This window comes from Caballeronia sp. 11_S32, assembly GCF_056930355.1.
Window position 1 is genome coordinate 72,347 of sequence record NZ_JBXOWH010000008.1, and the last position, 26,850, is coordinate 99,196.

The 26,850-nt window shown below is 58.3% G+C and carries 24 protein-coding genes; 6 read left to right on the forward strand and 18 right to left on the reverse strand.

The annotated features are described in order from the left end of the window. Nucleotides 1-449: 449 nt before the first annotated feature. The 16 genes from AC1Z32_RS41710 to AC1Z32_RS41785 all read right to left on the reverse strand — a co-directional run bounded on the left by AC1Z32_RS41710 (nucleotide 450) and on the right by AC1Z32_RS41785 (nucleotide 17,807). Nucleotides 450-1,751, reverse strand: coding sequence for a hypothetical protein (locus AC1Z32_RS41710; RefSeq protein WP_483484720.1), 1,302 nt, complete (start codon nucleotides 1,749-1,751; stop codon nucleotides 450-452). Between the two features lie 268 nt (nucleotides 1,752-2,019). Then, nucleotides 2,020-3,312, reverse strand: a complete 1,293-nt coding sequence (locus AC1Z32_RS41715) for a hypothetical protein (RefSeq protein WP_483484721.1) — start codon at nucleotides 3,310-3,312, stop codon at nucleotides 2,020-2,022. 110 nt (nucleotides 3,313-3,422) lie between these two features. After that, complete coding sequence (locus AC1Z32_RS41720; RefSeq protein WP_483484722.1) at nucleotides 3,423-3,563, reverse strand: hypothetical protein; 141 nt, start codon at nucleotides 3,561-3,563, stop codon at nucleotides 3,423-3,425. Nucleotides 3,564-4,305: 742 nt separating this feature from the next. Further along, on the reverse strand, nucleotides 4,306-4,587 hold the full coding sequence (locus AC1Z32_RS41725; RefSeq protein WP_483484723.1) for an XRE family transcriptional regulator: 282 nt from the start codon (nucleotides 4,585-4,587) through the stop codon (nucleotides 4,306-4,308). A gap of 38 nt (nucleotides 4,588-4,625) precedes the next feature. Further along, nucleotides 4,626-4,964: a type II toxin-antitoxin system RelE/ParE family toxin gene (locus tag AC1Z32_RS41730; RefSeq protein WP_483484724.1), complete on the reverse strand. Its 339-nt coding sequence runs from the start codon at nucleotides 4,962-4,964 to the stop codon at nucleotides 4,626-4,628. A gap of 408 nt (nucleotides 4,965-5,372) precedes the next feature. Further along, complete coding sequence (locus AC1Z32_RS41735; protein WP_483484725.1) at nucleotides 5,373-6,320, reverse strand: HNH endonuclease; 948 nt, start codon at nucleotides 6,318-6,320, stop codon at nucleotides 5,373-5,375. A gap of 417 nt (nucleotides 6,321-6,737) precedes the next feature. Next, nucleotides 6,738-6,887 (reverse strand): hypothetical protein, encoded by a 150-nt coding sequence (locus tag AC1Z32_RS41740; protein WP_483484726.1) that lies wholly within the window; start codon nucleotides 6,885-6,887, stop codon nucleotides 6,738-6,740. Between the two features lie 349 nt (nucleotides 6,888-7,236). Next, complete coding sequence (locus tag AC1Z32_RS41745; RefSeq protein WP_483484727.1) at nucleotides 7,237-7,881, reverse strand: hypothetical protein; 645 nt, start codon at nucleotides 7,879-7,881, stop codon at nucleotides 7,237-7,239. 277 nt (nucleotides 7,882-8,158) lie between these two features. Then, nucleotides 8,159-8,641: a hypothetical protein gene (locus AC1Z32_RS41750; protein ID WP_483484728.1), complete on the reverse strand. Its 483-nt coding sequence runs from the start codon at nucleotides 8,639-8,641 to the stop codon at nucleotides 8,159-8,161. A gap of 338 nt (nucleotides 8,642-8,979) precedes the next feature. Then, the gene (locus tag AC1Z32_RS41755; protein WP_483484729.1) at nucleotides 8,980-11,043 is read right to left on the reverse strand and encodes a phage integrase family protein; all 2,064 of its coding nucleotides are present in this window, start codon (nucleotides 11,041-11,043) and stop codon (nucleotides 8,980-8,982) included. 100 nt (nucleotides 11,044-11,143) lie between these two features. Further along, nucleotides 11,144-11,620, reverse strand: coding sequence for an RES family NAD+ phosphorylase (locus AC1Z32_RS41760; RefSeq protein WP_483484730.1), 477 nt, complete (start codon nucleotides 11,618-11,620; stop codon nucleotides 11,144-11,146). A 70-nt stretch (nucleotides 11,621-11,690) separates the two neighbouring features. Next, the gene (locus AC1Z32_RS41765) at nucleotides 11,691-12,119 is read right to left on the reverse strand and encodes an antitoxin Xre/MbcA/ParS toxin-binding domain-containing protein (RefSeq protein WP_483484731.1); all 429 of its coding nucleotides are present in this window, start codon (nucleotides 12,117-12,119) and stop codon (nucleotides 11,691-11,693) included. Nucleotides 12,120-12,392: 273 nt separating this feature from the next. Further along, complete coding sequence (locus AC1Z32_RS41770; RefSeq protein ID WP_483484762.1) at nucleotides 12,393-12,596, reverse strand: cold-shock protein; 204 nt, start codon at nucleotides 12,594-12,596, stop codon at nucleotides 12,393-12,395. 2,495 nt (nucleotides 12,597-15,091) lie between these two features. Then, the gene (locus tag AC1Z32_RS41775; RefSeq protein ID WP_483484732.1) at nucleotides 15,092-16,135 is read right to left on the reverse strand and encodes a ParB/RepB/Spo0J family partition protein; all 1,044 of its coding nucleotides are present in this window, start codon (nucleotides 16,133-16,135) and stop codon (nucleotides 15,092-15,094) included. Further along, nucleotides 16,136-17,329, reverse strand: coding sequence for a ParA family protein (locus tag AC1Z32_RS41780; protein WP_483484733.1), 1,194 nt, complete (start codon nucleotides 17,327-17,329; stop codon nucleotides 16,136-16,138). 172 nt (nucleotides 17,330-17,501) lie between these two features. Continuing rightward, nucleotides 17,502-17,807: a hypothetical protein gene (locus AC1Z32_RS41785; RefSeq protein ID WP_483484734.1), complete on the reverse strand. Its 306-nt coding sequence runs from the start codon at nucleotides 17,805-17,807 to the stop codon at nucleotides 17,502-17,504. An 807-nt stretch (nucleotides 17,808-18,614) separates the two neighbouring features. On the opposite strand from AC1Z32_RS41785, the gene AC1Z32_RS41790 reads away from it, so the two are divergent. Continuing rightward, entirely contained in the window at nucleotides 18,615-19,472 is an 858-nt protein-coding gene (locus AC1Z32_RS41790) for a RepB family plasmid replication initiator protein (RefSeq protein ID WP_483484736.1), read from the forward strand. Between the two features lie 709 nt (nucleotides 19,473-20,181). Here the strand turns inward: AC1Z32_RS41790 and AC1Z32_RS41795 are convergent. Continuing rightward, nucleotides 20,182-20,475: a helix-turn-helix domain-containing protein gene (locus tag AC1Z32_RS41795; RefSeq protein WP_483484737.1), complete on the reverse strand. Its 294-nt coding sequence runs from the start codon at nucleotides 20,473-20,475 to the stop codon at nucleotides 20,182-20,184. Between the two features lie 201 nt (nucleotides 20,476-20,676). On the opposite strand from AC1Z32_RS41795, the gene AC1Z32_RS41800 reads away from it, so the two are divergent. Both AC1Z32_RS41800 and AC1Z32_RS41805 read left to right on the forward strand, forming a co-directional pair. Continuing rightward, entirely contained in the window at nucleotides 20,677-21,132 is a 456-nt protein-coding gene (locus AC1Z32_RS41800) for a hypothetical protein (RefSeq protein WP_483484738.1), read from the forward strand. Between the two features lie 97 nt (nucleotides 21,133-21,229). Further along, nucleotides 21,230-21,532: a hypothetical protein gene (locus AC1Z32_RS41805; RefSeq protein WP_483484739.1), complete on the forward strand. Its 303-nt coding sequence runs from the start codon at nucleotides 21,230-21,232 to the stop codon at nucleotides 21,530-21,532. Between the two features lie 706 nt (nucleotides 21,533-22,238). Here AC1Z32_RS41805 and AC1Z32_RS41810 read toward each other — a convergent pair. Beyond that, on the reverse strand, nucleotides 22,239-23,162 hold the full coding sequence (locus tag AC1Z32_RS41810) for a hypothetical protein (RefSeq protein WP_483484740.1): 924 nt from the start codon (nucleotides 23,160-23,162) through the stop codon (nucleotides 22,239-22,241). 394 nt (nucleotides 23,163-23,556) lie between these two features. Here AC1Z32_RS41810 and AC1Z32_RS41815 point away from each other — a divergent pair, with 394 nt between their 5' ends. The 3 genes from AC1Z32_RS41815 to AC1Z32_RS41825 are packed head-to-tail and all read left to right on the forward strand — an operon-like array spanning nucleotide 23,557 to nucleotide 26,582. Continuing rightward, complete coding sequence (locus AC1Z32_RS41815; protein WP_483484741.1) at nucleotides 23,557-23,892, forward strand: plasmid mobilization protein; 336 nt, start codon at nucleotides 23,557-23,559, stop codon at nucleotides 23,890-23,892. Beyond that, the gene (gene traI / locus AC1Z32_RS41820; protein WP_483484742.1) at nucleotides 23,889-26,060 is read left to right on the forward strand and encodes a TraI/MobA(P) family conjugative relaxase; all 2,172 of its coding nucleotides are present in this window, start codon (nucleotides 23,889-23,891) and stop codon (nucleotides 26,058-26,060) included. The genes AC1Z32_RS41815 and traI overlap by 4 nt, the downstream gene beginning before the upstream one ends. Before the next feature lie 12 nt (nucleotides 26,061-26,072). After that, nucleotides 26,073-26,582: a hypothetical protein gene (locus AC1Z32_RS41825; RefSeq protein WP_483484743.1), complete on the forward strand. Its 510-nt coding sequence runs from the start codon at nucleotides 26,073-26,075 to the stop codon at nucleotides 26,580-26,582. The last annotated feature ends 268 nt before the right edge of the window (nucleotides 26,583-26,850 follow it).

Sequence of the window (26,850 nt, forward strand, 5' to 3'; positions counted from 1 at the left end):
TTGCACTCGCGGTGATGGTTCCGCGGCCGTCGCGATAAAGGTTGAGCGCGTAGAAACCGATATTAATGGTTAGGCCCTTTTCTGCCCCGATTGCGGAGGCGGATCAAACATGACACCAGCCTCAATCGATCGGCCGTTCCACGATTTTCTTCAATTCGTCGCCAAGATGCGTCATTGATCGCCCTTTCGTTGGCGGCTTCGTAGATCCGTCACTACACGGTGGCGCAAGGTCGAGTAAATCGCTCAATAATGAACGGCAGGCGATGTCGGCTGCCGGTTAGAGTCGATTCAGATTGGTTCGAGTACGAGAGGTAGGCTGCGCGGTAGATTCGTAGAGTGATGGCCTTGTCCGTGTCGTGTTCCATTCAAACCCCTAGAAAAAAGTGGTGGGAGCTGAATCCATCGAACCGGCCGCTGGCACCGGCAACACCCAAGTGCCGCCACCGTCACTAAGCTTCCGTTGCGACAGATTCCTCCTTCTTGTCGGCCTTCCGTTTTTCTTTCGCTGCTTTGACCTTGTCCCTCGCCTGTTGCGTGAATTGGCCGGCGAGTTCGGGTGCAATTCGCAGTGCCTCTTTGACGATGTCGGAAGACAGGAGCTCGTGCCACGGGCTCCCATGGGTTTCCGTTTCGACAAATCGGAGCGGTTGCTCGTCCAGTCGTGTCAAGGCAGTGGAGAACAATCGCTTCTGGAACTCCTCGTCGAGGTGCAGAGCTTCGCGACGATACCCCTCATATGCCTTCGATACGGATGCCTTGTAAGCGTAGTCCTCCGCTAGCTTGAAGCGTTGACCAATCTGCTTGGTTGCCAGCCAGGCGAACCAAATCGGACCGCCAACGGAAAGCAGTGAGATGGCCAGACGCGTCCACACAATTGACGGAGATGTCGATCCCTGGATGGCGTCGGCCAGCTGATGCAACTGCGAACCGCCGAGCCATGCTCCCCCGACAAGTGCTACGACCAAGCCAGCGACCCAAATGTAGATCGAAAAGTTCAACTTCTCTGCTCGGTCATGAAAAGCACCCGCGAGACCAACCGCTGTCGAGGTTCGCATGGCAGTTTCCGACCACTCAACCACCTGCTTGGCGCTGTCAGCGCTGCGCTGCAGTTCATCAGAAAAACGCTGGGAGCTTCCTTTAATTTGAGAGATTGACTCACTGTTCTCTTTGGCCATCGAGCGCAAATCGTTCAGTTCCTGCTGGACTTCACGCAGCGTCTGCAAGTCGGTGGGAAGTCGCTCCGCCGCGCTATGCGCGTCCAGGATTTCTTGTACTGCCACGTCAAGGTTTTCGACTTTTGGTTTGAGGGAGTCGTACCGGGATTGCAACGAACGGAGCGAGCTTTGAAGGTGACGAACCTTTTTCTGAGCTTCAATCAACTCGGCTTCGCGCAGGGAAAACACTGGCAGAAGGGCTCTCTCCAGAGCATCCAAGGTGGTCAGGTAAGCAACCACGGACGCCCCGGCGTTTCCACCGTTCCAGAATTGTGGCGTTGTGTTTGTCTTTATGAGTTGAAGGCGGGTGACATAATCCGCGAGCAGCTGCTGTCTCGTTTCGGGTAAAACGTCGGGACCTTCATTAGCTATGCGGTCTGCCAACGTCTGAGCTCGGTCGGCAAGCTCCTCTCGATTAATCCCGACAGCATTAAATTGCCCAGTGGCGGTGCTCGTTGCGCGAACTTCTGCCATCGAGCGAATTTGCTGCGCTAAGCCCTCAAGCTCGGTCTTCAGCTGAACCAATGTAGTGTGCAAGTTTAAGTACCTTTCTTATCGTATGCAGGTGCGTTCGTTATGATCGGGGTGCAATGTTGCCATCGCGTGGGACCGAAGGCGACCTGAACAGAGCAGAGACGCGTGTTGCCCCTGTCGCCCGTTTGGTTGTCGTCAGAACAAGCGAAGCGAGTGGCGCCTGTCTATAACTTCCTTTTTTACTTCTATTGAGGTCATTGAGCTCGATTGAGGGTATTGAAAAGTATTGAAGGGTACGTCGATCCTTCGAAGCCGGCTTATCCACAGATGCCTAGATTTCCCCAGCCGTTGATGCGACCGGCTCGGCATCGATTTCAGCTGCCTCACGCTCTGACCGCCGAGGCGGCGTTAGACGCTCGAGATGATTCGCCTGCCTGACACGTTGGATGCGCTCAAAAGCGGCGCGATTGTTTTCCCCGATTCTTGCCCACGCATCCTTGACGCCGACATTCTTCGGATTTGCCACTCGAAAGCGTAGTCTGAACACACCAGCAATCATGGCGCCGTAACCGCGCGGAACGATGGCTGCATAGGTTCCGTTAAGTCGTCCATCTTCCATTGCTACCGAGAAACCGCAGTCGCCGGCCGTGCGTGCCGTGGCACCACCGATTCCCTCTTCGCCTTGTGGCTTGTAGCCGTGCAGGCTGCGGCAATCAAGTTCGTAATAAGGCTCCGCCTCCGCGGGAATCGCGCCGTACTCATCTCCTCCGGAGAATTTCTCCTTCTTCGCATCGCGATTAAGGACCATTACCATTTCGTAAATCAAGCCACCTGATTCCAAAGCTTCGAGCGCGCGCCAACAAGGCCCACCCGCTTCTTCATGCTTTTCCCACCAGTTCTCGTGATCCTCACCCCAGGCACGCCCGAAGACACTTTTGCGTCCACCACTTGCGACCGCTCCGGCGGCCTTGGCTCGGATCAGTCGTGCATTGCCGACAAGGGACACGTCGTCCGACACAGGCTCATATCTCCTGCATGGGCCCTTATGAGGATCGATGCCGCCCCACCCCTCCATGTCGTTAGCCTCGTATAGCAACAAGAGCATGCGAGCGGCGATGTCTCCAGCGTTCTTGAGCTCTTTGAGCGGCAAGAATCCCCCTATACCACTAACCAAGCTCGCCCCGAACCACACTCGATCTTCCAGCGGCTCCTCAAAATCAGGCAATACGTAGCGGATTTTCGCGCGCTCGACAGGACCGTCTGCCAGAACCTCGCCGGTTTCATTTGTCCATGCGTCCCTCGACCATACGATTGGCCCGCAGTCGATTATCGAAGGCTGCTTCTTGCCGATTTGTGGTGCCGCTCGTCGGACACGGATAGTTTGAAGTCGTGCGATCGCGCGCTCGATAGTAGCCTTGTTGCCGCCCGTGGCCGTATTGACGGCTTTCACGGAGGCTGGCGAGAGACGACCAGTTGCGTCAGTGAATCGCGCGAACGTCAGATACGCGCAGATCTCATATGCAGTGGCCTTGTTTTCGATCAACGCAGCTAACGCGGCCTTGGGGATACAAAACGAGCTCGTGCCGCGCAATCCCGTGGCGCCCTTCGAAGCGACATCTTCCATTTTCTCGGTCTCAACGGTAAAAGGGACGTCTGAGCGCCCCCCTTTTTGATACCTCGACAACGCCCGCTTTACGTTCGCTTGACCAAATCACGGGCCTGTGTTCGGGCTTGTTACTTCTTCTTTTGCTTGCTAGAAGCTGCCCCCTTGCGCTGCGCGAGATCAGATGCAGCCACCGCTTTTTCTTTCTTCGTGGATTTCGGGTCGCGCAGGATTTTCGCCGCATCGGATGCAGCCTTTTTCCCCGTTGTCATGTGATCACCTCATCTATTTGTTTAACGGCCCGCTTCGAGCGGGTCCGATTCACTGCGATTAGAAGTGAGGCTGAGGCAGTCTTCCTGCCTCAGCTCGCTGAAACAACTCCGCGTTTAGGCGGATGGCCACGACCGGCAATGCTCGCACACCGTCTCAAGACGACCTTGACGGAAGCGCACATACGCTCGGACGTGGACAGGCTTCGGAAAATGGCAAGTTTTAGCCATCATCTGCTCCTATCACAAAAGCTCGGCACGATAGGAGTACGACACAACGTGCCGACCTGAGATGAAGTAGCAGCTTTTAAAAACCCACACGCCAGCTATGGTCTTGGACCAAGTGCTACACTGGCTGCTCGCTAAAGCAGTGCAAGTCGGCGGGAGGCCACTACTACCCCTCGTCGGCCGCGGCCGGGTCCCCACCCGGCCGTTTTTCTCTTTACGCACGAACCACAAGATCTTGTGGATTCGCGTAGATCTGACACCAAGTATAGTGGAAATCACCTACCGACGGAATGTTTTTCCGCAGGTTGATGATTTATTGTGTTGGGCCCATCGTCGAAAAAGTTTGATGCAGTACAGGCGGTTCCAGCTTCAAACTCGGACGACCACCAAGTCCGCGCTGAAACAAAGCTTCTGTGCTTCCATTTCGCAGACGCGCGCTGCGGATCCGCCGTCATTCAGTCGGGCTCGCGCTGCAACGCGATTGTCTCCGAGACGTCGACGAAAGGTGTTGTCGATGTTATTGCAGACTGATAGTCAGACGCTTCCCAAGCGCGTCTGCCGCGCTCACGAGGGTCGTAAGGGTGAGACTGGTATCAGTCTCGTCAAGTAGTCGGTTAAGCGCCGAACGACTGGTTCGCATTCTCGCAGCCATCTCGGTTTTCGAGAGGTGCTGCTCTTTCATCTCATGCCCGATCTGCCAGGCGATCACTTGCTTGATCGCCTTCGCAGTCACTTCCTCGAGAATGCCTTCCTCGCGAAGGAAGTCGTCGAAATCGCTTCCGACGTGTTTTTTAGCCATTTGAACTCCGTTTTAGCTAAATGCACATCTGTCGATAGTTAGCCGTATTTTTTCATTCGCGCCTCTGCAACTGTCAGTTCTTCTTTTGGCAAAGCCTGCGACTTTTTGATGAAACCATGCAGCAGGACCATTTCATCACCTTTTACGGTAAACAGAATCCGGGCGATGCGGTTTGGTAGTTGGATTCTGATTTCCCAAAGGCCCTTCTTTATTTTTTTAACAATTGGCATGCCGGCAACAGCTGGCCAGCCGATTGCGACCGTTTTGATCGCGCTGCCAATGGTTTTCTTGTCATACGCGTTGAACGTCTTCAGCCATTCGCGTACGGGCTCATGCGATGCTACGGTTTGATAAAAGTAGACCTGCAGGTTGAACATAATAATCCTTCAAAAAAGGTACTTCGGTTATGACGGTCCATTTTCAGCTCCTTGTTTTCTTACGATTAATTTACGATTACTTTAAACGCACTACATAAGGGAACAACTACCGTACCGTTTTAGGTACGGCGTTCAATGTATCAATTTTGGTACGGCGTGTCAAGCGGGCAGAGCGTAGCCGGTGCACGCCGCCGTTTCGTGAAATGGCAGGGCTGACCAGATTCGATTAGGCTAGCGTCCCAGCGATCGCCGTCGGACCCTCCCAACTGGCAGGAGGCGCGAGCGAGCGTCAGATAAGCGACATAGCGCAGGCACTTCAAGCAGTCGAGGTTTGCTTGCCGCCCCTTGCCGTCTCGCAGATTGCGAACAAAAAAAAAGCCACCCGAAGGTGGCTTATCTAGGTACTTTTCATGCGGCGCCCGCCACGGTTTTGTCCCGGAGCTTGCGATGAACGAGCCTGTGGCAGTTAGCGCAAAGACACCGAAGATCTTCAAGCTTCGTTTTATGCCCGTCGGTCATATTGGAGACCTGCGTCGCCGCATGATGAACCTCGATGCATGCTTCTCCGAGATCGGTCCCGTACACCTCTACGGGATCCATTTTGCATTCTTCGCATTCGAGCTTTCCATGCAACCTGCGGTACTGTGATTTTTTTGCTTTGGCGAGACCACGCGCCCGCTCGCGCCTGATGTGCGAAGCAAGTTTTGCCATGCCTTCGTTCCATCCTTCAGTGGCATCTACCTCTTCACCCTCTTCGGGGTCCGGCACGGAATCTTTCGGAACGACTTGGTAGCCGGCCATCCTGAGCAATCGAAAGCAGGGCGACGACTCTCCTCCAGAGAAGTGTTTGGGCACAACGGCGGCTCCAGCGAGCGCCAGCGACAAGGCGACACCGAACACTGCTTTGGGCGGCAAACGCTGACCGTCGTCGGCGATCAGATCATAGTCTGTCGATGGCGCGAAGGAATGTGTGGCGCCTTTACCGCCATTAACGTCGAGACTCTGAACCGCCGTCCAGATATGTTCTGGTGTGACTCTGTTAAGAGTCGCCACTGGTAAGCGCTGATTGTTCACGTCGTTGTATTCAACGATGGCGCTCTCACCATCCAGGATAAGCAGCAGATCCGCCAGATTTCCGGCAAAGGGTGTGATGATCTCCCGATCCAGTGCGAGCGAGCTTGCAGCGCGTTTGACCTCAAAGTGGCCGACCTTCGCCGTCGATGTTAATCGAATGACACGCTTCCCCGACTCCACCCAACATGAAAATCCGGTGACTTGTCCTCCCGAAGTTCTGTCGGTCATCCGCAATAGCGGACGCACTTCGTGGAGTTGTTCTCTTAACTCATTCAGTGTCATTGTTCGAGCGTTGTAAAGCGATCATTGGTATTGACTCGGGGCCCGCCCTGCTGCCATCAGACTAGCAGGAAGTCGCCCCGCCCTCGGTTACGGAAGGTGGCGATGTCACGTGTAGTCGGCATAGTAGCGTGCGGCGGCCTCGCGTTTTACACGCAGTGGACGCCTCAGAACGGTGAGGATTTCATCACCTTCGCGGAATTTACGCGTGCGTCGAAGAGAGACGAACGATCACCGATTCTGGTATCCAAAGCACGAAGTGGGCGCTGATCGATCCGTAAGCGACGATCAGTGCTCTTCAGGGCGATCGCCGGGTAAGAGGCCTCGAAAGAAATATCAGGCGTGACCTTCGTCGAAGAGGGATGAGGTCGACGCCCCGGCGAGATCACTCACCAGGGGTCTTCCTTGCTACGACCTGGATCAACGTCGCAGAAGAACCACGACAACGGCCGGCAGCAAAAATGCCACCACCGGGGGCAGTCCAGCATGCATCAGAACGCCAAAAGCGCCGATGATTGCCGTCATTCCCTGACCCAGGATGTCCGGAGCCGTTGATTTCGGTTGAGCCATAAGCCCTCCTATATCAACTTGCCACCTGTCTCTTGATGAGCCGGGAGGTAGCGTCCAGACTTTGCCGTCCTTTTCCCTTCAACGCAGTTGAGATGGCGACGGCAACCCGACTGCCCGGGTGCCGGGCCTCGTCAAGATGACGTGGCCGGGTCATTTGATGAAGCAAATCGTTAGACGGATTCTATGGCGAGGCGCTGCGGATCGCAACGGAACCCGATGCGGCGTCGCACGGCAGCGACACAATGCACAGAAAGCACCTGTAGATGGTGGTCATCCTGACCGACGCGGCCCCGAGATCGGCAGGTGTCCGTTAAGTCGACCATGCGAAAACAGCACCGCCAAGATCCGCTCAAGTTTGACGATTTTCCTCACAATCGGTCCAGTACCGCAGTGGGTCGCGATGGTCTGGATAACGTAAGTCAAGCCACGTTGCGAGCTTCGTCCAATCGAGATGGTGGGTTCCTGTTCGTGCCGACCAGTTAGACGATCGCTCGAGAATTCGACCAGTCGCGCGATCGCGAACCAGCACGCTGCCGAGACCGTTCGAAGTGTTTGCCTGTGCCTCGATAAGGTAACGTGGCAGGAGCCTGAGTTCAGCATCCTTGGCCCATCCGTATAACCCGCGAACTACGCCAGAAGCATCTCGCAATTCGGTGGGGCCGGTTTGCGGGCGAACCGCTGTCCACGCTTCAGGAAACTCCGCGACAACCTCGTCTTTGCCTTCTCTCACCCACTTCACGCGTAAAGCCCGCGTCATCGCTTCGCGCATGCGAGGCACCGATAGGTACCCCGGCGGCAGCTCGATCGACACCGGCAACGTGATCAGGTTGTCTTTCCAGAGGGCGGATTCGTCCTCAACGCGTTTGACGACATCAGACACGTCTGGCCCGAACGGATTCTCGGGGCGGCTCGACACGCTCGCTTTCGCCGGCGGCAGCCCCTCGAAAAGACGCTCCGCTTCCTGACGGGTCAGTTTCGACTTTCCTTTATTCATACTCTCTCAGTGCCAAGTTTGGATCGGCTCGAGCGCGCATGTGCGCTTCACTGCAAAGCGGTCTAGTCGAGCGACGACGCTAGCGCATATGATCTCACGCGCTCAACGTCGCGTTCATCGCCGCAACTAACCTGTTGACCGAGGGCGAAGTCGCGCGTCGCTAAGCAAACGACAGTCACGGTGTGGCGCTGCCCCTCTTGCAGATTTTGTCGCCAACCGGAACGGGCGCGCAACGTTGCCAGCAACGGTGACGATCACGATGCGTCACCGCGACGGATCATTCGCGTAGCTCCTCGGCTGTTACCTTGTGCATCGCTTTAACATCGGGGAAGCGTCCTGCTTTCAATATCTGATCCAACCGTCCCTTAGCGACCTCGATTCGGTGAAGCGGCGTGGAAGCGAGCTGGGTGTCGTGCGCGCATAGGACCGCCTCGATTGCCTCGCACTGGTCATCGGCAATCGCCCACGGGTGATCCGTCTCCGAATCGTGAATGCACGCTCTCAAGACCGTTTCGGCCTTGAGATAGGTTGCGATGGGTGGATCAAGCCGATCCCTCTCGCAGACGAAGTAGGTCAGGTAGAGGGTTTTGACGAGTTCGCTCGCGAGGTCAGCGTTGCCACGTCCGTTCCGCATCGCAACCAGCGCCAGGTGGTATTTCAGAGAGAAAACCCGCGCCGGCGCCGGCGCGATCGGCAACAGCTGCGCCCGGGTCAGCGGTGCGCGGCGCTTCATCTTCGCGTTCTTCGATTTGTTCGACATGTTGGCGATCGTCAGCGACCGTCCCCCACGTCAACGACTTGGGATGCCAGGGCGTCACGTATGGGAGAGTCGATGAAGTGAGCTCAGATCAGCACTTTTGTTGCAGACTACGCCTTTTCGGGAGAGGACTCTGTGCGCCGAGCACAGTAGCAAACGATTTGGATCCAACGCCCCGATATCGATCGGTTCTTCGCCCACACCCTAAACGAAGTGCGGGATCTGCGGATGCCGATTCCTCGTGGCAACAAGCCGGCGCCCTCGCCGAGTTCGCACGCTTTATGAATAAGCGGACCCTCACGCGTCGAACTCCCCTTGCGCACTCGAGCGAGAGTGCTCCCCTATGCCTCATCGTCGGCGTAGTAAAGCGCCGCGGCGTCGAGCATGCGGCGTCGCTCAGCCCGCACGTAGATCGAGGTCGTCTGCAACGACGCGTGTCCCAGGATCGACTGCACGACGTCAGTCGGCATCTCACGCGCGACAGCCCGCGTCCCGAATGTGTGCCTAAAAGCGTGGGACGAGGTGTTGGCCAGCTGCACCAAGTCCTCCGTGCTGAAGTCGGCCAACGCCGCGGTCTGCACACTCAGTCGCTGCATCGCCATGCGAACGATCCGGCCCAAGGCGTCGACTGTATAGGGCATCGCTTGTGCCCTACCCTGTTCGTTGGATCGGTCAGAACGCGCATCGTGCCGTTCGATAGCCGCAGGCGTGCCCGGAATCCAGGTCGGCGCGATCAAGGGCCCCTGCGCGCCAGCGGCGTCGAAGTCGTGACCCCGGTCCCGCCAGTGCGCGCGTAGCGCGGCGACGGTCGCGCGACTGACCGGCACCGTGCGTTGCTTGCGACGCTTACCCACGATGGTCAGGGTCCAAACAGCGCGGGTGACCCGAGCGGCGCCGGAGTTTGAATCCGGTAACGCTTTTTGTGCCGGCGCCGAAGTGTCAGTCGACGCATTGGTCGTCGATGCATCATTGACCGATGCGCTGCTCGTCGGTGCACGGACTGCAGATTTCCTGCGTTCCGCTGTTGGGCGGTCGTCCGGATCTTCGGCTGGACGCAAATCCTCTCGTCGCGCCGCGGCGGCTTCCGCACGGCGCAGACCTGAGTCACCCATCAACAAAATCGCCGCGCGTGCGGCGCGCCATTGACGCACGTCCTCATCGGCGGAAGCGTTGGAGTCGGACAACAGGTGGCGGTCACATCGTTCATCCAGCGCTGCACGCACCTGCGCCCATAGTTTGGCCGGCAGTGCCCGGTGCACCTGCACCGCCAACTCACGCGTAATCGTCGCTGGTTCGTGGACGGCGCTCCATGGATTGCCCGCCAGATAGCGCACCTCGACCAGCCAGGCAAAGGCGGCCCGTAGCACCCGCACCGCATACGCCTGACTGTCCGCGGATAAGCACTCTGGTGAAAACGGCCGCCACCTTCCACTCGTGCGTGGCCGCTTCGGTCCCGTGAACGACGGCAAGGGATTCTTCAAAAAATCCTTATAGGCCTCACAGTCTTCGACCGCGAGCGACGACAACGCCTTGCGTCGCACCACCACGCTCCATAGGATCAGACGTTCGAGCTCGCGCGTGTAGGCGCGCAAGGTCGTCGGTCGATCACGATAACGGTGCAGGTACGCGTGGACCGCCGCGAGATCGTGCTCGGCGCGAATGAACGCAAAGTTGTTTGCTCGATTGAAACCCGTCGTACCCGATAATTCGGCCGGCACGGCCAAGTGCTCGAAGGGCGCAAGGCGCGGTTCGCTGGGATCTCCGCCGACCACGACAACGTGATCGCCGCCCTGCACTTCACCCTTCGTACCGCGCGTTTCAGTGGGCACCAACGACGCCGTGTCGACATCGGCGGCGACCTTCATGCCGAGCGTCGTCTCATGCCGCCGCAGCCACGCGACGAGAGTCCGCGCGCGCAACGCGCCGATGCGCGGCACCGACCGCCACCAGCTGCCACCGCGCGCATTGCAGTACTCGATCAGCGCGCCGAGCGTGCCGATCCCCTCTCCGCTCAGACGTTGCGCGATCAGTGGCCGGAACCACAGGTGAACCGGGTGCGTGGTGAGCGGCACGGCCGCCGCGAGCGTCGACGCCTGCTCGACCATGCGCAGGGTTACCGCGGTGAGCTTCGCGCTGCCGTGCTGCTTGATCGACGCCTTCAGGTGGTCGGCCAGCACCGACGAGCCATGCAGCAACGCGAGATGGACCAGGTCATCGCGCATGGTGCACAGAAACCGTTCCATCGCATCGGCACTGGTCGCATGCGGCGAACGCTCGGGATCGTAATAGAGGCGCGCGATCGTCGCCGGCGGCAAGCGCTGCACGAACGCGCGCAGCGCGGTGAAGTCGGTGCGCGTGTAGGTGCGCGGCGGCGGCAGGGTCAGCTGTTGCGGTTGATTGGCCATCTTATTCGCTCTCTCAAGCGCCCTTGTTAAACAATCAACAGAAGGAGCGGCTCCAACGCGTTCTGATTAAGGTGAGTCTTTCCAGGGAAGGACGGTGAGGCTATGCAGGAGGCCCGTCGCGTCCGCCCGTAAACAACCGTTGATCCCAAACGACTGGTTGCGGCGCCGACACCACCAGGCGCGCGGCATCCGGATGCGCGGGATTCACCACGGCATTGCATTCCGCCCGGGCCACCACCGACGGCACCACCAGCACGGCCGACCTCGCCTCCTCGATCCACTGGTCACCAAAGCGGCGCGCGACCTGGGCATCGGGCGCCTCCCAGCCCACCGGCAACGCCTCGGCGTTCACCCGCTCAATCAGGATGTCCTCGGGCACCTGCGCTTCGACCCACACATGGTGCTTCGGCACCTTGCCAATGCGCGCGTGGACCAGCACTTCGAGCATCGCGCCGGCAAAGTTCAGTGCGCCGTAGATCACCGGCCGACCCGGACTGTTGAAACGGCCGCCGACCAGCATCGCGCCGGTGCCGCTCCACACCGGATGGCGCCGGTCCGCAATTCGAAAAATCCGCATCAGGCCGGAACCTCGACCGCTGGCTCGCCCTCTGCCTCGAACTCCTCCTCGATGCCTTCTATATAGAGCGTCATGCGGGCAACCCGTAAAACAGCTTCCACAGCAGCTCCTCGACGCGACGCGCCCCGAGTTCGCTCAAGGCCACGTCGACCGGCGTCCGTCCCTCGAGCAACGGATGCGCGGTGTTCAAGAATTCTCGCGCGTCCGCCTCGTCGTCCCACACGTAACGGGCGGTCGCGACGATGCGCGCGAGCCGTTCGGTCTTTTCCGACTCGTCGGGGCTGAGCTTGTCGCGCCGGCGCTTGAAGGTGGCCTCCGGCACGATGCGCGCGAGCAGCGCGCGCCGTTCCTCGGCGCTGCGCGTCGCGTGTTCCACGCCTTCCTTCAAGGCCGACTTCGGCAGGCCCTCGCGGACTTGTTCATCGAGTTCGGCCACCGAGTGCGGGATGCGCGTGAGCGCCATCACCGCGGCGATCTGTTCGGGCGATACCAGCAGCATGGGACCTCCGGGACGGCTAAGAGTTGATTTGGGTTCATTTGAACCTTTATTATAGTCCAAATGATACCAACAGCGCACCCAGAAGAGACGCAAAGCGCCCTACCGTCCATTTTAGCCATTAAATGGTTCACTGCTAATAAGAATTAGCAGACAAGGCGAGTTTTGTTATTCGGTGAATTTCCCGCCTCCGAGGACCGCCTTCCGGCCTCCGCCCTGCCCTACTATTGCCCCGACCATCGCTCGATCGCCGGGACGCCTTTACGCCAAACGCGCTTACGCCGGCTTGATGTTGGCCGCTTGCTTGCCCTTCGGCCCCAGCTTCTCGTCGAACGTCACCTTCTGCCCTTCCTTGAGGGTTTTAAATCCCTCGGCGCGGATTTCCGAGAAGTGCGCGAACAGGTCCTCACCGCCGCCATCGGGCGTGATGAAGCCGAACCCCTTGTCGTCCTTGAACCACTTGACCGTACCCGTTGCCATGTTTTGTTGTGCCTTGATGGTTAAAAAAGGCGTCGCCCTCGCGATCGCCGGCGGTATCTTGACCCGCCCGTTGCCGGAAGGCAACCGAGAAGGCAAGAACGCCATTCATCCCGATAAGCTCAGCCTTTAGACGTTATCGGCTTTACGCTAACCATGACTTGACGGCAGAACGAGCCCCAGAAGGCCCGAACGCGTCGGTACCCCGGCCCAGCCTCGCGTCGTCATGGCTCCCGTCCTACACTCAGACAAACAGAGATCATGGAACGCGATTACCCATTCGAACCGATGGGAAGGCAGGAGCCGTTCATCGCCGAGTGTGATCTGCGCACGCCGCAGGTACGCTCCGCCCTGCAGCGCAGACGAGAGCCTATAGCTTACTCGGCGCTGGAGCAGACGTTGTCAGCCGGGGTGACGACGCTGTCTCTCGAAACGCCGTCTCACGTTGGCCGAGTTCGAGACCGTGACAGGAGTCGCATGGCGTATTTGACGTTGTGGTTTTTTGGTAGAGATCGGTAGTTGCGTTTTGCGCGACATATTGGTGGATACTGCGACCGTCGCTTGAACGACTCCATACTGGCGCCGGGCCGCCTGGCGCCGGGCCGCCGCGACACGAGGGGCGTGCATGTGTTAGAGGTTGTTAGGGGTAGCCCGGCCACGCTCTGCGCGCACGGGCGGCGAATCGTCTCGGTCGATGGCATCGGCGTAAAAGCCCCGAGGTGCTGCGCGGCATGCAGAAGCTCGATATAGAACTGACGCACGTTGAGCAAGCCGGATGACCGTGCGGCGGCGCATGCTGGTCTGCACCTGCGCCGCCTCTCACGCAGCTTCGCTTCATTTTCTATTGCCGCTCTCCCTCCCCTGCACACCCCGTATCTTGTTCGTGCATCGCGGCGATTACGTCCGCCAGGCGGATCGCAGCGCAGCCGCATCGCGCAGCAAGAACTCGTCCCTCGATGCGGCCACTACTGCATCGATGCGCCGCTGCCAGTACTCTCGCCGCATGACGGCATGCCGCATCGGGCCCACTGCGCGCGTTCGTCTCGACGCGCTCAAGTTCTGAGATCTCTGCCCGATGTGGGCCAGTTCTGCCTGAGCATGTTGATCGGTTCTCACAGACCTCCCCTCCGCTTGCCCGTCTCGATTCCCCCACAGGCTCATGCAATGCTACACGACCGGCTGAAAAGTTTATTCCAGCGGCAAAAGTGAACGCTGGCGGTGCGCGCTGGATCCGCTTTGCGGCGACCAGAAGCGCGTCGAGACGTCGGTTAGCCAGGCGCCCGGCTGACCTCGCGAACACCACCACCGACCCATTGGGCTGATCATGCAACGATCACCGCGGCTGCAACAGTCGGCGGAGTCGATCTATGGGCTCGCGAACCTTGCGGATGACGCGAGGCTTCTTGCATTCGAACGAAACGTCTGTGCTTTGTGCCGTGGTCAATCCTATCCCCGCGCACTTTCGGAGAGCGAGTTTTTCGATGTCGCGCGCGTCGGATGGCTCGAGATCAAGCGCGGTGGCCGGACGAATGGTGACAGCGGCTAAGGCGCGGACAAACGGCTGCCTCCAGCCGGCGGCCTAGCAACCGACGCTCTCTGCCACGCTGATGATCGCCCTCGATTCCGCCATCGGAGTCGATCTCGAACCGACGCTGGCCCTCTCTGTCGATGAAAGTCTCACCGGCGTACTCAGGCGCTACGCGCTTTGCTTGAACTCCTGATAGAAGCCGATGACTTTCTGCCGCTTGAACATCCCGACGGCGACGTACACCTTGCTGAAGACCAGAGAGTTGCGCAGAAGGGCGCGCAGATAGTTAATCTATGCCGGATGGCAAACGCCTCTTCGATGTCGTCGGAACCACCTTGGATTACCTGAGGCTGGCCACTCGCGTGCTTCGCGCATGAGATGAAAGTCAAGAAAAATCGAGAAAATCCCGACCGCGCCGACGTTGAAGATCCGCTGGCACCTACCTCCGCTCGCACCTGCGCCGCTTGTCTCTTCTGAAAAACGAGAGGGCTAAGATCCCTTATACATTCCGCTGTTTGCCAAAATGGCAGACGGATGCTGGAATGAAAACTCCAATCCAAATAAACGCCCACGAGAGGCACGCTACAGTGATCTCGCGAGCGTGCACGCCCACGCCGTTCGCAGATCGTGCACGCGTGGGCTCAACGAGGCCGAGTAGGGCGGTTACGTGTTCCGTGAAATATGCATGACCGAAGAGCCCAGCTTCAGCTAGTGAGACTTCGGTCGGCGGTCGATGAGCCCGGCGGCTTCCACATCGTCGAGACACCGTAGAGGGTCCGCATGGTAGGGCAAGGGCGCGACCACCGCGTCAGCACACAGCGGAATATCTTGTATGACCCGAAAGCATCCGGATCCAAACCAGTTTTTCGGTAAGCCATTGTTTGAGAAGAACATTCTAAAAGAATGTCCTTCTCAACGGCAAACAGCGCCTCTTTAATATACTGATTAATAAGGACATTCAAAAAGAATGTTACTCACCAACCAGCAGATGGGTCCGGATGTATTCAGCGATCTTCTCACTCCATTCGCTGGCTACCGCCTCCCCTTGTTTGCCACTGAAGCGTAGCGCTATTACGCCGCTGCGCACTGACATATCGCAGATCTTGCGCCTACCTCGATTGAACGTCTGAACTTGAGGAGCCGGCGGCTTCTGCGCCTTCGGCGATGCAAGCGCCACCGCCTTCTCCTGCGTGAGCGTTGAGTCCTCGATCAGTTTTTTGACGGCATCGATGACCAGCGTCACGTGCCCCTGTTCCGATAGCATCGCTAGCTTTTGGGCAGCGTTGCCGCCCAGACGATGTGGGTTCTTCGAGATCAGTTCCTTTGCTTCCATCGGAAGATTTGCGAACGAGAAGATCCGGGCCACGTGGCCTTGTGTCAGACCAGACAATCGGATGATGTCCGTTTGTGACAGTCCTGAAAACTCAACCATGCGAACAAATTGCCGGTACTTTTCGAAGTCGGGAAGTGAGGGTGCTAAGAGATTTGAAAACGCCGCACCCATTTCGGCTTCGGCTTTCGAGCCAGTAAACGGTACGGCCTTAATTCGACTGCGGCCTAGCTCACGATAGATAGATACACGGTTATGGCCAGAAATGAGTTCGTTCCGACCATCGCCCAAAGGGCGGAACACGATCGGATGTATTAGCTCGCTCGCCGCGAGGTTCGCGCGCAGCTCCGTGTACTCATCTGCCGAAAGCGTCCGACGACGTCCCTCCACTTCTATGAGTGTATTGATATCAAGGTCCTTCGCCGCACTCGATGAGGACGTCGCAAGCGCTTCAAGTTGTTTCCGTGCGTCAGCAAGGGACTGTTCGACTGCTTGCCGAGCAGCCTCAGCATTTGCAGCTTTTGCTTCGGCACCCTCGGCGCGATCGATTGCTTCATTCACTCGCAGCTGGACGTCGAGTAGACGACCTGTCGAGGTTCTGGGAACATCGGCTACGGGTGCCCGTTTGGTCGATTCTGCTTGAATGTTGTTCGTCCTTTCGGCCATGCGTTTTGCCATGCTCATTTACGCCACCTCCTTCGTCCACGCTCTCACGAGCTGGCTGTCAAGATATTCAGTCAGTTGGTCAAAGGGCTGGCGTATACGAGCGTACGATGAACTGTTCACTTCCGACTTGGATACGTCATAGATCGTCGAGAGCATTGCTGCCGCGCTCACTTGGATGCCTGATTCCGGCAAAAGGATGGGCAGAACACGCGCCCCGTATGCTTTGTGCAACCACCCTTGGACGACACGAGAAAGCTCAGTGCTCTTCACCTTCGTCATGATGACCTTGACGAAGTCGTAGCGCTTCTCGTCCTTGACGTTCGGCAATCGACGGGCGACCTCGGAGAAGAGACGCCAGAACTGGGTAGAACTGGCGAAGTCCATGCCTTCAGGAGGGCATGGCAGAAGGATCGCATCGGCAGCCACCAGAGCGTTCGTTGTCAACTGGCTCAGCGCCGGTGGCGTGTCGACGATAACCACGTCATAGTCCTGCAGGACCGGCCCGAGTCCCTTGTTGAGAATGTTCCAGAACTCGAACTTCCGGTCTGACAGTAGCTTGGCAGGCACCTCAAATTCAGCGTCCGACAACGCAATTCGGGCTGGGATGAGATCGAGGTTATGCCAATACGTCTCGCGGATTGCGAACCGTACGTCGGACTCCTCGCCGTAGAACAGAGGCAGGAGAGTCGATTCATCGGTGACTTCGGTCTCTGGCGCATAACCGCACAGTTGAGTCGTCGAGCCTTGCGGATCGCAGTCAATCAGCAAAACTTTGCGTCCTAGCAAGGTTAACCCTTGCGCAACTGAAACCGCCGTGGTTGTCTTGGTTACGCCACCTTTGAAGTTGGCGATCGAGATTACGCGCGCACGTGCGCCTTTGGGGCGAGTCGCGCGCTTCGACGTAGCCTTGATCCAAGTTATGGTTTCTTCCAAAGTGAAGACCTTGGCACGGCCGGCACCCGTGGACGTGCCCACCGGCAAATCGCCTTTGCCACTGAGATACTTCACACGCGGCTTATCGATACCGCATAGATTGGCCAGAGTTGCGCTAGTGAAGGCAGGCGCCTTCTTGCGAGGATAGGGCTCAAGCATTGCATCGCGGATTTTGTCGAGTACGTCGCCAGCTTGGCTCGAGAGTTCGACGAGATCATCGACGGAGACCTCCTCCTCGGCCTCCGGCATTCTCGTCAGCGAGAGGTCGGGTGCGTTCACGGATCGTCCTTATCCAGGTTGTTGGGATGTATCCCGGTTTCATTGAAAAGTTCTGGTAACCGGGAGAATATCCATGCGCCTGGTTTACTTCAAGTAAACTATGAACAACGCGGCGCTAACGCAACGCTGAAGCGACTATCAGAGGGAGGGCGGAAGAGAAAAACCGCAAACATCAACCAAAAATCGGCAGAACAAAGATCGCTGAAAAGGCTGCGACATAAGGGCTAATTCTCTTGGGCCGCATTCCGTCACCTTTGAGCTTCAGAGCACAACAGTGACTTCCCGCGCGGGGCAGTGCCACGATGAAGTGCTTAGGCGGCTTGTATGGCGCGCCACCCTTACCCAGATGGATGATGACCATGTGATTCGATTGCCACGCGACCGCCGCCGACCGTAAGGACATTTCAGGCGACACAGCCGAGCGCGAGTGCTCATCCAAGACCGTGCCGGGTATGCTTTCCCGCGCCGTGAACTGCATGCAAGGCCTCGCCCCACGACCCGATCTGCGCGAACCCGATCTGCGCGATCACATAGAAGAGGATGAACGCCGACGCGCGTAAGGGCTGTGCGTGTTCGTTAGCACCGCTCTGGACAATTGCTGCTAAGAACGCGGACCGCGAACTTACCGAACGATCGAAAGGTGACGCGATACGGCCCGTCATCAACACAGGGAGGTTGCTTGTCGCGAAAACACCGAAAGGTGACAGATTCCGGCCTGGCGCAAATGCGAAACCTGGTACTCCGAAAATCAAAAGGTGACATATTGCGGTCTCACCGCATCTAGGCGGCCTACGCACGAGTCCCTTTACTGCGAGACTATTAAAAGAAAAGTGACAGATTCCGGCCCAACGAATTTTTGGTCACGTCAAGTTAGGAGTTGTCTTATGCCCGGAACGTTTGATCAAAGGGCGAGAAGTAGTGGCCGAAGGCTTTGTCGAAGCTAATTTTTCTTAAGCCTTTTTGTAAAACAGTTCGTGAGACAGTTCGTAAACCTCTTTGTAGAACCTTTTGTAAACGCGGACCCGGTTCCCGCAACCCGTTGTCAGGAAAGGGTTTCCGCGATACGGACGATGTTAAAAGGTGACATCTAACGGCCTAGCGGTGACGTCAAGCGGTCCAAAGTGGACTTTTTCTGGCCTCGAATGGACATCATCCGGCCTACGTGTGACGTTTTCCGACCGTTATCCACAACGGTGACTTGCAAAAGTCGTGTCACCTTTTAAAATGCGTGACGAGCACCCCGCGTACAAAAATGAAGTCACCAAGGGCTGAAATGGAAAAGAGCGTGGAAATTCCCGAAAAGGCGAACGCAGCATCAGCGCTCGTTCCTTCTCAGACCGCCGCGGAAGTCATCGAGTCAATGGCCATTGAGCTCGGTGCTGCACCCGATGATATTCTCGAGATCGATGGCCGAGTTCGAGGTACGGTGGCGATGAGTCGTGCATTAGTCAATGCTCAGCATGGTTTATCGCTGAACGAAAAACGGCTGATGATGACCGCGCTGCGCAGCATTGATAGCCGTAAGTCCCCGTATCAACACGGCAAAGCCGATGGCTATGTGTCGGTCAGAATTAAAGCAGACGAGTTTGCCGCAGTGGCTGCACTCGCACCCCGTAGCGGCGAGAAGCAAGCCGCCGCTGCGTATCAGGGCATGAAAGACGCTTGTACGAGCTTGCTAGAGCGAAAGCTGACATATGTCGACGGCAAGAAAAGGGTCCAACTCAGATGGGTCTGGAAAGCCACGTATCACGATGGCGAGGGGTGGGCGGAGATTTGTTTTTCTCCGGACTTGACCCCTCACATCTTTCTTCTACAGCGCCGATTCGTCAGCTACCAGCTTGAATTTGCACGGGGACTACAGTCAATCTACTCGTGGCGCCTGCTTGAGCTTTTGATGCGGGAAAAGGATCGAGGCACGCTTCTCATCACGGTCGACGACCTCCGTGCTGTACTGGAGATCCCAGAGACTTATCGGTTCGCCGACATTAAACGCCGTGTGATTGAGATGGCTGTCAGCGAACTGAACGAGAAAGCTGATCTGGTTATCGACTGGAGGGGCATTAAACGAGGTCGTGCGGTGTACTCGTTAGAGTTCAGCTTCATCGAAAATCCGCAACGCCGTCTAAAATTGGCGGATGCCTGACGCCATGTATCAGGCCGTAATCTGTCACCTTTACCAGGAATGAAATGCCCGGTGCTCAGCGTTGGGCGCGAATGTGTGGGCCGGAAAATGTCACTTTTGTTCTAACGCACGGATTTTTCCACTCAGCTTCATTCGATTTACAGTCGTGCGGACAGTGCCATACAGGACCGTTGGGGTTCTCAACGCTGGCATGCGTTGGGCCGGAATTTGTCACATTTTGAAGACAAGCGTAATCCGCTTGGTTCACGTTCGCCTCACAGCCCGCGAGATAGGACGTTATGAACGAACTAGATCGCGACATGACGCGGAGCGCGCGTGAACCCATTCGGCTTCTTTCGGTTAGCCGGCTAGCGCAGTCATCAACTGGTGAAACTCCGCGGCTGTAGCAGCCGGTAGAGTTTGCCCGTTCAGCTAGCTCTGCAGCCCAGCCATGATGCGCTGTGGGCGTTCGGCGAGAATTAGCGCGATCAGTTCGGCCGGGTGATTTTGTGGCGCGCCTCGTGCGGGACGCCCGACTTGCGCCGCTCGATATCGATCATGATCACATTGCGGCGATCGGCGCTTGCTTCCTTGCTTCCAGACCCACGCGCCGCAGGAAAGAGTTGTGGGCATTGGATTCGGCCAGCAGCTGGAGCGCGCCCTGCATGCTACGCGTCGTGGTGTCTTGTCCGTTTTTCCCACATCACAGTCTGACGGTTAGCCCGGTCAATCAGGCGCGTACTGTCGATGAGAGGTCGTGAAGTTCACGGTCCAAGACGGCAAGCAGGCTGTCAACACTCGACCTGTTCAATGCAGGAAGCATCGAGACGGCGACCAGCGTCGCCGGGTGGATGTCAAGAACGGCGGCCAATTGCGCCAGCTTTTCCAGTGTTGGCGATTTCAGATTCCGTTCGAGGCTGCTTAGGTAAGTACGACTCGAAATATCTGAGAAGTCCTCTTGGGTTAGACCCCGTGCTCTACGCACAAGACGGATCGCTTTGCCAATGCCCATCGGATGCACCATCTCAACTCCATGAAAAAGAGTTGATCACCCCATATTGAATCCTTTAGAGCTACAACCTATAGTGTTCATTTTTCAATGAGCCTCGCGACTGCGACGCCCACATGCCGCTTTCACTTCGGCGGTTAAAGGGATGGTGCTGCGCGCGAACGGCAAGCTAGCGTCTGAGAACGGACATGCCCGTGCCAGCCGGCGCGCGATTACTTGTTGCCAATTATGGAAACTGAACTTCTTGAGCTTACAAGCGGGACCGCGCGGTCTGCCGCGTTCGACTTGCCGCCCACCGATGTGATGGCGATATTGCGCGAGTTGACCGCACGCGGACCTGAGGCGGCGCTCCCGCAGAACCTAGGTGATGTGCGATTGCGCGCGCTAGTTCGCGATATCGTCGTCAAGAACGGGCTTCACGATCAGATAGCCGTGAAAATTCTGGCTTTAAGTTTGGCCGCCGCCCAAAAGCCGGATCTGAAGCGGGAAGAGACGTGGGACGGCAACCACCTTTTCGAATCAGAGCCCTTGTCGTCTTACCTTCGAAGCTATCAGCTCGCTCTCATATCCGAACTGGTTGATCGGCAGGTTGGTGTGCATGCCTCTGAATACGCCGTCGAGAATTTTTTCGATCAAGTGACGGCTAGCCGCCGACACACGAATAAGGTTTGAAGTCCGGCGGGTGAGGTCCTGCGGCCAGAAGAAGGGCAGGGCCGCCTTATCGACCAGTAGTCCAGCAATCACGAAAGGCACATGGAGAACAAAAGTCATGCTTGAAGACAATCCACCGCCGCTGGCGATCGCGTCGCGGGTTCTTGCGCCCGAAACGCTCGCCGCGCTTCGTCGCCATCCCTATCACTTTGCGGCGTGGCGTATCGCCGATCGATGGGCGCTTGAGCAGCCAGAGCGTTTGCGCGCGCTCGAGAGCCAGGGCGAGATCTTCGTGCTCATTCGGCTACTGGAACAGCAGCAGCTTGAGCACGAGGCGCTGCTCGACTCATCCGAGGCGCTGCAGGCGGGCTTGTCGCCGGCGGAAGTCTTCCAGCAGCATGGAATCGAACTTCGCTTGTGATGCGCATGCAGGATGGGAGGGCTCGACAAGGCCTACACGCCGGCCTTGTCGGGGCTAGCGACTATGTCGTCAGTAGAGGTGAAGTTGAAATGCTGTCCGGGCTCGGGAGTTCCATGGCAGCGCTCTTTTCCCCGGCGACGGCGGGCGCTTCCATCCGCTCTCTAAGTAAGGACCGCACCGCCCTTGGAGCGCAGGCGGAGAGGGCGGTGCAGCCGGCGAAGTCGGCCGACAGTTGCATATGCGAACCGTACCCAAGGCGGTATGGCTTCATTGCAGTTCTCTCTTACGTGGAAAGAACGCCTGCGAGGAATTCCGACGAAGGTGTTCATCGCGGTACAAGAGGACGGCGTTCAGCTGGAAGACGTGGCGCACGAGCGGTCGCCTTCGGTCGGCATTTTATTGGAGGTTCAACGGGATGGAAGGAGGCCACCGCAGCCGCATGAGGTTCGTTGGCCCGCCGTCGCAATTGCCACCTTCATGTAGGACGACGTCAATACGGTGCGCCGGATTAATATTTGTGCTGCCGCAGGCGCCAACAGCATCGACGGTACGAGCGTCAGCCGCTATGCGAAGACCTTGCCGAAGCTCGACGCGGCCTCGCGTCAGGACGATTTCTTCTCGACTGCCGACGAGAGCCTACGGGATGCGCAGTACGCCAGCCGCGATCTCGATCTTTGCTGATTGGTTCGTTACGCGGCCTGATCCATCACAGTTTGCTCGGCATCGAAACAAAGTCTTTGCTCGACCGCAAGTCCGTGGGCGCGATGATGCGCCCCACTCTCCTTAGCAGGTAGATCTGTCGTTCCGTCAGCAGCCCCTGGAAAGGCTGTCCGGACACGTAATAGACGAAGTCCCCTGCCCTCAACTCCAAATCTCCCAGCAATGGCGTCCGTTCTTCGGTCGCCAGACTCGCCTGCTCGATGTCGGCGAGCGTCATCGCTCCTTCACTTTGAACATCGGGCGTAGCCCGATTAGCTTTTTCTGACGTTGGAAGCGTTGACACGGGTTTGATATTCGCGACGGGTTCTGGCACCGCCCCTTCACTTTCAAACCGCGCCGGTTCCTCCGCCGCAGGCGGAGGAACCGGCGCGGTCGGCGAAGCCGGTCGCGCGATTTCGGCTTTCGAAATCGGCTTCTCCTTGACGGTGTCTGGTGCGCGTCTTTCGGTCTGCGTGCTTTGAGGCTGTCCATCCGGAAGTCCGACATCGACATCATCGCCAACCGTAAAGACCTCGGGGGAAGCCTGCCTGAGTCGTGCCCGCCTTTCCCCGACTGCGTCACCATGCTTCTGATGGATGGCTTCTACCTGTTTCTGTATAGCCTCTCGCGTCGCAGCGAGCTTCTGCGCATGGCGAGCGCTTTCGGCTGCGAGCTCAGCCTGCGTTTTGACGTCGAAGAAATAGTTACGGAGCGTATCGACCTCGATCGCGATCCCCCCTTTCTTGAAAATCTCCGCGATTTTCTCGAATGCCATCCCGCGCTCCCGGCAAGCGATGAGCGTGCTGAGCAACTGCTTGATTGCATCTCGCTTCCAGTAGCGGTCTTCAGGCAGCTGGCTATATAGCGCCTCTACAAGCAACTGACGAGTCACCTCGATGTCTTTCTTTTCTAGATTCTTTGGGCTTGGCATGTCGATATCTTTTGCGGCTACTCGATCCGGTGCGGAATGATCATACAATATCACCGTAATGGATGACGGAATAAATGGTTGCGGACGACATCACGAGATCCTCCAGGTGCTTGCGGAAAAGTTGATCTTCGCGAGTTGCGATGAACCACCCGCGGAGGTGTGCGCGATCCTATGCCAAATGCTTTGCGGAACGATTGGCTAAACGGTTGACGGTGACCCCCAACACCTTGAGGACAGGATATGGAATGTATCCACGCGACAAGTCGCGCGGATACACCGGATCGAAGCGCTCGGTGGCCTGCGGCCCCCGTCGCACTTCGATCCTTTCCGTTGAACTCAGGGCGTCGCCCCGAGACCCGTACCGCAAGTGAGATTCGAAGAACAGAAAACAGCTATGAAAAAAGACAGTGAAGCGGGGAAAAGTGAGTCGGTCCGGCTGCGCCTGACAGCGGAAGACAAAGCCGCCATTGAAGGCAAGGCGCGGGACCGGAAGTTGACAGTGACGGAGTACCTCACGCGCGCCGGGCTAGGGCGTCCGATGCGTCAGCGTTCCGACGTCGATGCGATCAATCTGCTGCGCGAGTGCGTGGACGAGCTCAAAGGCATGCACGCGAGCCTGCAGGGCGTGCCGGAGGCGGAGCGTGCGCTGTCGCCGGCCTGCATGGAGCACACGATGGAGGCCGTATGCGCCGCCATCCAGCGCGTCTGGCAGAGCGGGGATGAGCGATGATCCCCAAAGTCGTGCCAAACCGCCGGGACGGCAAATCGTCGTTCCGGCAGTTGGCCGCCTATGTCACGCACGGCATCACGCAGTCGGGCGATCCACCAGAGAAATACAGCTGGTCGACCCTCACGCAGTACATCACGAAAGAAAGCGTGCTGGACGCGCTGGGCGAGCAGGTCGAAAAGACGATCGGTGTGGAGATCAGTCAGGTGTCGTCGCTCGCGAACGCGCCAGCGGAGATGTACGCCGTCGCGCAGCAGGCACCGCGCGTGAAGGAGCCGGTTTATCACTACATCCTGTCGTGGCCGGAACACGAGCGGCCGGCAACGCAGGACATTTTCGCAGCGGCGCGCCACACGCTGGCGGCGCTCGGTATGCAGGATCACCAGTACATCATCGCGATCCATGCGAACACCGACAATTTGCACGCGCATATCGAGGTCAATCGCATTCACCCCAAGACTTTCCGGGCCTTCGATCCTTATTACGATTACCTGACGCTCCATCGTGCAGCGCGTGAGGCCGAAATCCAGTTTGGCTGGCACCACGACAACGGCGCCTTCAATGTCGTGGTCACCGACGGCCAGAAACGCATTGTGCGTAATCTCGACTACCGTGATCCGGACCTGGCGCCCAGCCGTGCCGGCGCACAACGCGCCGAGGTCTGGTCAGGTGAGCAGTCGCTGGAGACCTGGTGCAAGGGCGAGCCGGCCGCGGACCTGAAACGCGTGCTGAACGACGCAGCGACCGGAAGCTGGCAAGACGTGCATCGGGTGTTGGCGCTGCATGGGTTGGCGTTGCGCGACGCCGGTGGAGGAGGGCTGCGCGTCGCGGATGTGAGCGAGGACGCGCTGGCCAAGCACGGCAAGCCGCTGGCTGTCAGCGCCTCTGCGGCGTTCCGCTTTCTCCGGCGAAAAGAGTTGGAGGCGCGTTTCGGACCCTTTGAGGCGCCATCGGCTGAGACGAGCGTCGCGCCCAAGCAGACCTACCGTCGCGACCCGAATAAGCGCCTTGAGTCCCGGCTCGAACGCCGGGCGTTGCGCGATGCGCTCCATGCCCGCTTTAAAACCGAGGAGAAAGCCGCCCGCGCGTGGCAGGCCGAAGCACGCCAGCAACTGGCGCCTTTTGTCGCCGAGGATCGCGAGCGACATCAGGCGCTTCTTGAGCACCATAAGCAAGTGCGATCCGCGATCCGCCGCGATCCATTGCTGAGCCCTGTCCAAAAACAGCAGGCGTATATGGTCGCGAAAGTCTCGATGGCGCGCCTGCGCGCACAGCTTGTCGAGCAGATCCGTCAGGAGCGCAACGCGCGGCGCGAACTGTTGCCGCCCATTCCGACCTGGCGGGAATGGGTCGAGCAGCAGGCACAGCTCGGTGACGAGGCGGCGATCAGCGCGCTACGGGGGATGGTCTACCAGGACGGCCGGAATCGTAAAAAGAAGGAAGCCCTCGATGAGATCGAGGCCGAGGTGAACGCGATCATGCCGGCTCAACCTCAATACACCGATCCTCAGGTGCGACGCCTTGAGAATCTCGTCTGGCGTGTCGCGAAGAATGGCCGGGTCACGTACCAGTTCCCGAGCGGCGAAGATGCCTTCCGGGACGAGGGCGAGCGCATTACCTACAGAAGGGCCGAGGTATCTGATGAAGCGTTAGCCTTGAGCCTGCGGTATAGCGACCAGAAGTGGCCGGACGGCATTCGGGTGTATGGAGGCGATTTCGCGTTCAAGGCGCGCGTCGTACGCATGGCGGTCGAACACGGCATTGCCATCCGCAATCTCGAGCTGCGTGGGCTGGAGCGTCAGTTTCAGCTTGAAAAAGAGGCGATCTGGTCGACGACGCGCGAGGCGCATCTGAGCCAGCAGCCAACTCCGGTGCCGTCGCTCGACGCAGGGGTGAGTGATTCGGACATCAAGCAGGCGATCCGCCAATCAGATCCGAACGCGACCATTTCGCACGCGAACACGCAGAACAATCGTTACCCCGGACCTATCCTTTGGGAGGACGCTCACTTCGTCGCGCAGGCGGTCGGCAAGCACGAGTATGTGCTGCACGAGCGCAGTCGATTCGATCGTCAACCGATAAAAGATGAGCATGTCACCATTCGATATCAAAGCGGCAGGGCGCTCGTCCAGGCACGGAAGGGGCGTGACGCCGGTCGAGACGATCGCTAGGAGCGCCGACGCATGCTGCTTTTTCTAGATACGGAATACACGGGGGAAGGGCAGGCCGATCCGGGGCTGATCAGCCTGGGATTGGTCGCAGAAGACGGGCGCCGCGAGTTCTACGTTGAACTGGCCGACACGTGGCAGCTTGCAGACTGCAATGGGTTTGTCCTGCGCGAGGTGTTACCGAGACTGGACGGCTTACCGCTGGCGCTCGCGCAAGCGCGCCTCGAGCTTCGGCACTGGTTCGCCGCGGCACCGCGCTATGTGCAGGCGGCATGCGATTCGGCGACCGATTTTCGCTTTCTGCTGCAACTGCTTGGCGAGCCTCGCCCCGCCAACCTCGACGGGCGGTATTTTGACCTGCGGCCGCTGATCGATACGACAGTCTACGACCGTGCCGTGGCAGCCTATTACCAGACCGGGGACTCGCGTATCCATCACGCCCTCGCGGATGCGCGGGCGTATCGTCGCGGCTGGCTTGCATGGATGGACTCACGAAAGGGCACTGCTGGTAGGCCCGCGGATTAAAAGCAGTGCCGATAGCGGGCATGCGACATGCGCGACGCGAACACCACCGTCTTTGCGTCGTAACGCAACTAATGGTCTATCCCTCCCACCACCTGCGACAAAAGCTAAAAGCCGCGAGTAATCAGCACGAAACGGAGCCGACGAAAGAGGCCGCCAACGCATGCGGAACCCCTTCACGGTCAGGGACGCATCAACCTGCCTTCCATACAGTTCGATGCAGTTGTTCGACTATCAGGCCCTTATCGACTCGTGCCGATACGATCAAAGT

Bases quoted from the DNA above. Each gene is read 5' to 3' on its own strand.
- AC1Z32_RS41745 (WP_483484727.1), bottom strand. From the start codon at position 7,881: ATGAATAAAGGAAAGTCGAAACTGACCCGTCAGGAAGCGGAGCGTCTT.
- AC1Z32_RS41775 (WP_483484732.1), bottom strand. From the start codon at position 16,135: ATGAGCATGGCAAAACGCATGGCCGAAAGGACGAACAACATTCAAGCA.
- AC1Z32_RS41755 (WP_483484729.1), bottom strand. From the start codon at position 11,043: ATGGCCAATCAACCGCAACAGCTGACCCTGCCGCCGCCGCGCACCTAC.
- AC1Z32_RS41785 (WP_483484734.1), bottom strand. From the start codon at position 17,807: ATGCAGTTCACGGCGCGGGAAAGCATACCCGGCACGGTCTTGGATGAG.
- AC1Z32_RS41735 (WP_483484725.1), bottom strand. From the start codon at position 6,320: ATGACACTGAATGAGTTAAGAGAACAACTCCACGAAGTGCGTCCGCTA.
- AC1Z32_RS41810 (WP_483484740.1), bottom strand. From the start codon at position 23,162: ATGCCAAGCCCAAAGAATCTAGAAAAGAAAGACATCGAGGTGACTCGT.
- AC1Z32_RS41740 (WP_483484726.1), bottom strand. From the start codon at position 6,887: ATGGCTCAACCGAAATCAACGGCTCCGGACATCCTGGGTCAGGGAATG.
- AC1Z32_RS41760 (WP_483484730.1), bottom strand. From the start codon at position 11,620: ATGCGGATTTTTCGAATTGCGGACCGGCGCCATCCGGTGTGGAGCGGC.
- AC1Z32_RS41750 (WP_483484728.1), bottom strand. From the start codon at position 8,641: ATGTCGAACAAATCGAAGAACGCGAAGATGAAGCGCCGCGCACCGCTG.
- AC1Z32_RS41805 (WP_483484739.1), top strand. From the start codon at position 21,230: ATGCTTGAAGACAATCCACCGCCGCTGGCGATCGCGTCGCGGGTTCTT.
- AC1Z32_RS41825 (WP_483484743.1), top strand. From the start codon at position 26,073: ATGCTGCTTTTTCTAGATACGGAATACACGGGGGAAGGGCAGGCCGAT.
- AC1Z32_RS41770 (WP_483484762.1), bottom strand. From the start codon at position 12,596: ATGGCAACGGGTACGGTCAAGTGGTTCAAGGACGACAAGGGGTTCGGC.
- AC1Z32_RS41765 (WP_483484731.1), bottom strand. From the start codon at position 12,119: ATGCTGCTGGTATCGCCCGAACAGATCGCCGCGGTGATGGCGCTCACG.
- AC1Z32_RS41725 (WP_483484723.1), bottom strand. From the start codon at position 4,587: ATGGCTAAAAAACACGTCGGAAGCGATTTCGACGACTTCCTTCGCGAG.
- AC1Z32_RS41730 (WP_483484724.1), bottom strand. From the start codon at position 4,964: ATGTTCAACCTGCAGGTCTACTTTTATCAAACCGTAGCATCGCATGAG.
- AC1Z32_RS41815 (WP_483484741.1), top strand. From the start codon at position 23,557: ATGAAAAAAGACAGTGAAGCGGGGAAAAGTGAGTCGGTCCGGCTGCGC.
- AC1Z32_RS41795 (WP_483484737.1), bottom strand. From the start codon at position 20,475: ATGGTGCATCCGATGGGCATTGGCAAAGCGATCCGTCTTGTGCGTAGA.
- AC1Z32_RS41720 (WP_483484722.1), bottom strand. From the start codon at position 3,563: ATGACAACGGGGAAAAAGGCTGCATCCGATGCGGCGAAAATCCTGCGC.
- traI (WP_483484742.1), top strand. From the start codon at position 23,889: ATGATCCCCAAAGTCGTGCCAAACCGCCGGGACGGCAAATCGTCGTTC.
- AC1Z32_RS41715 (WP_483484721.1), bottom strand. From the start codon at position 3,312: ATGGAAGATGTCGCTTCGAAGGGCGCCACGGGATTGCGCGGCACGAGC.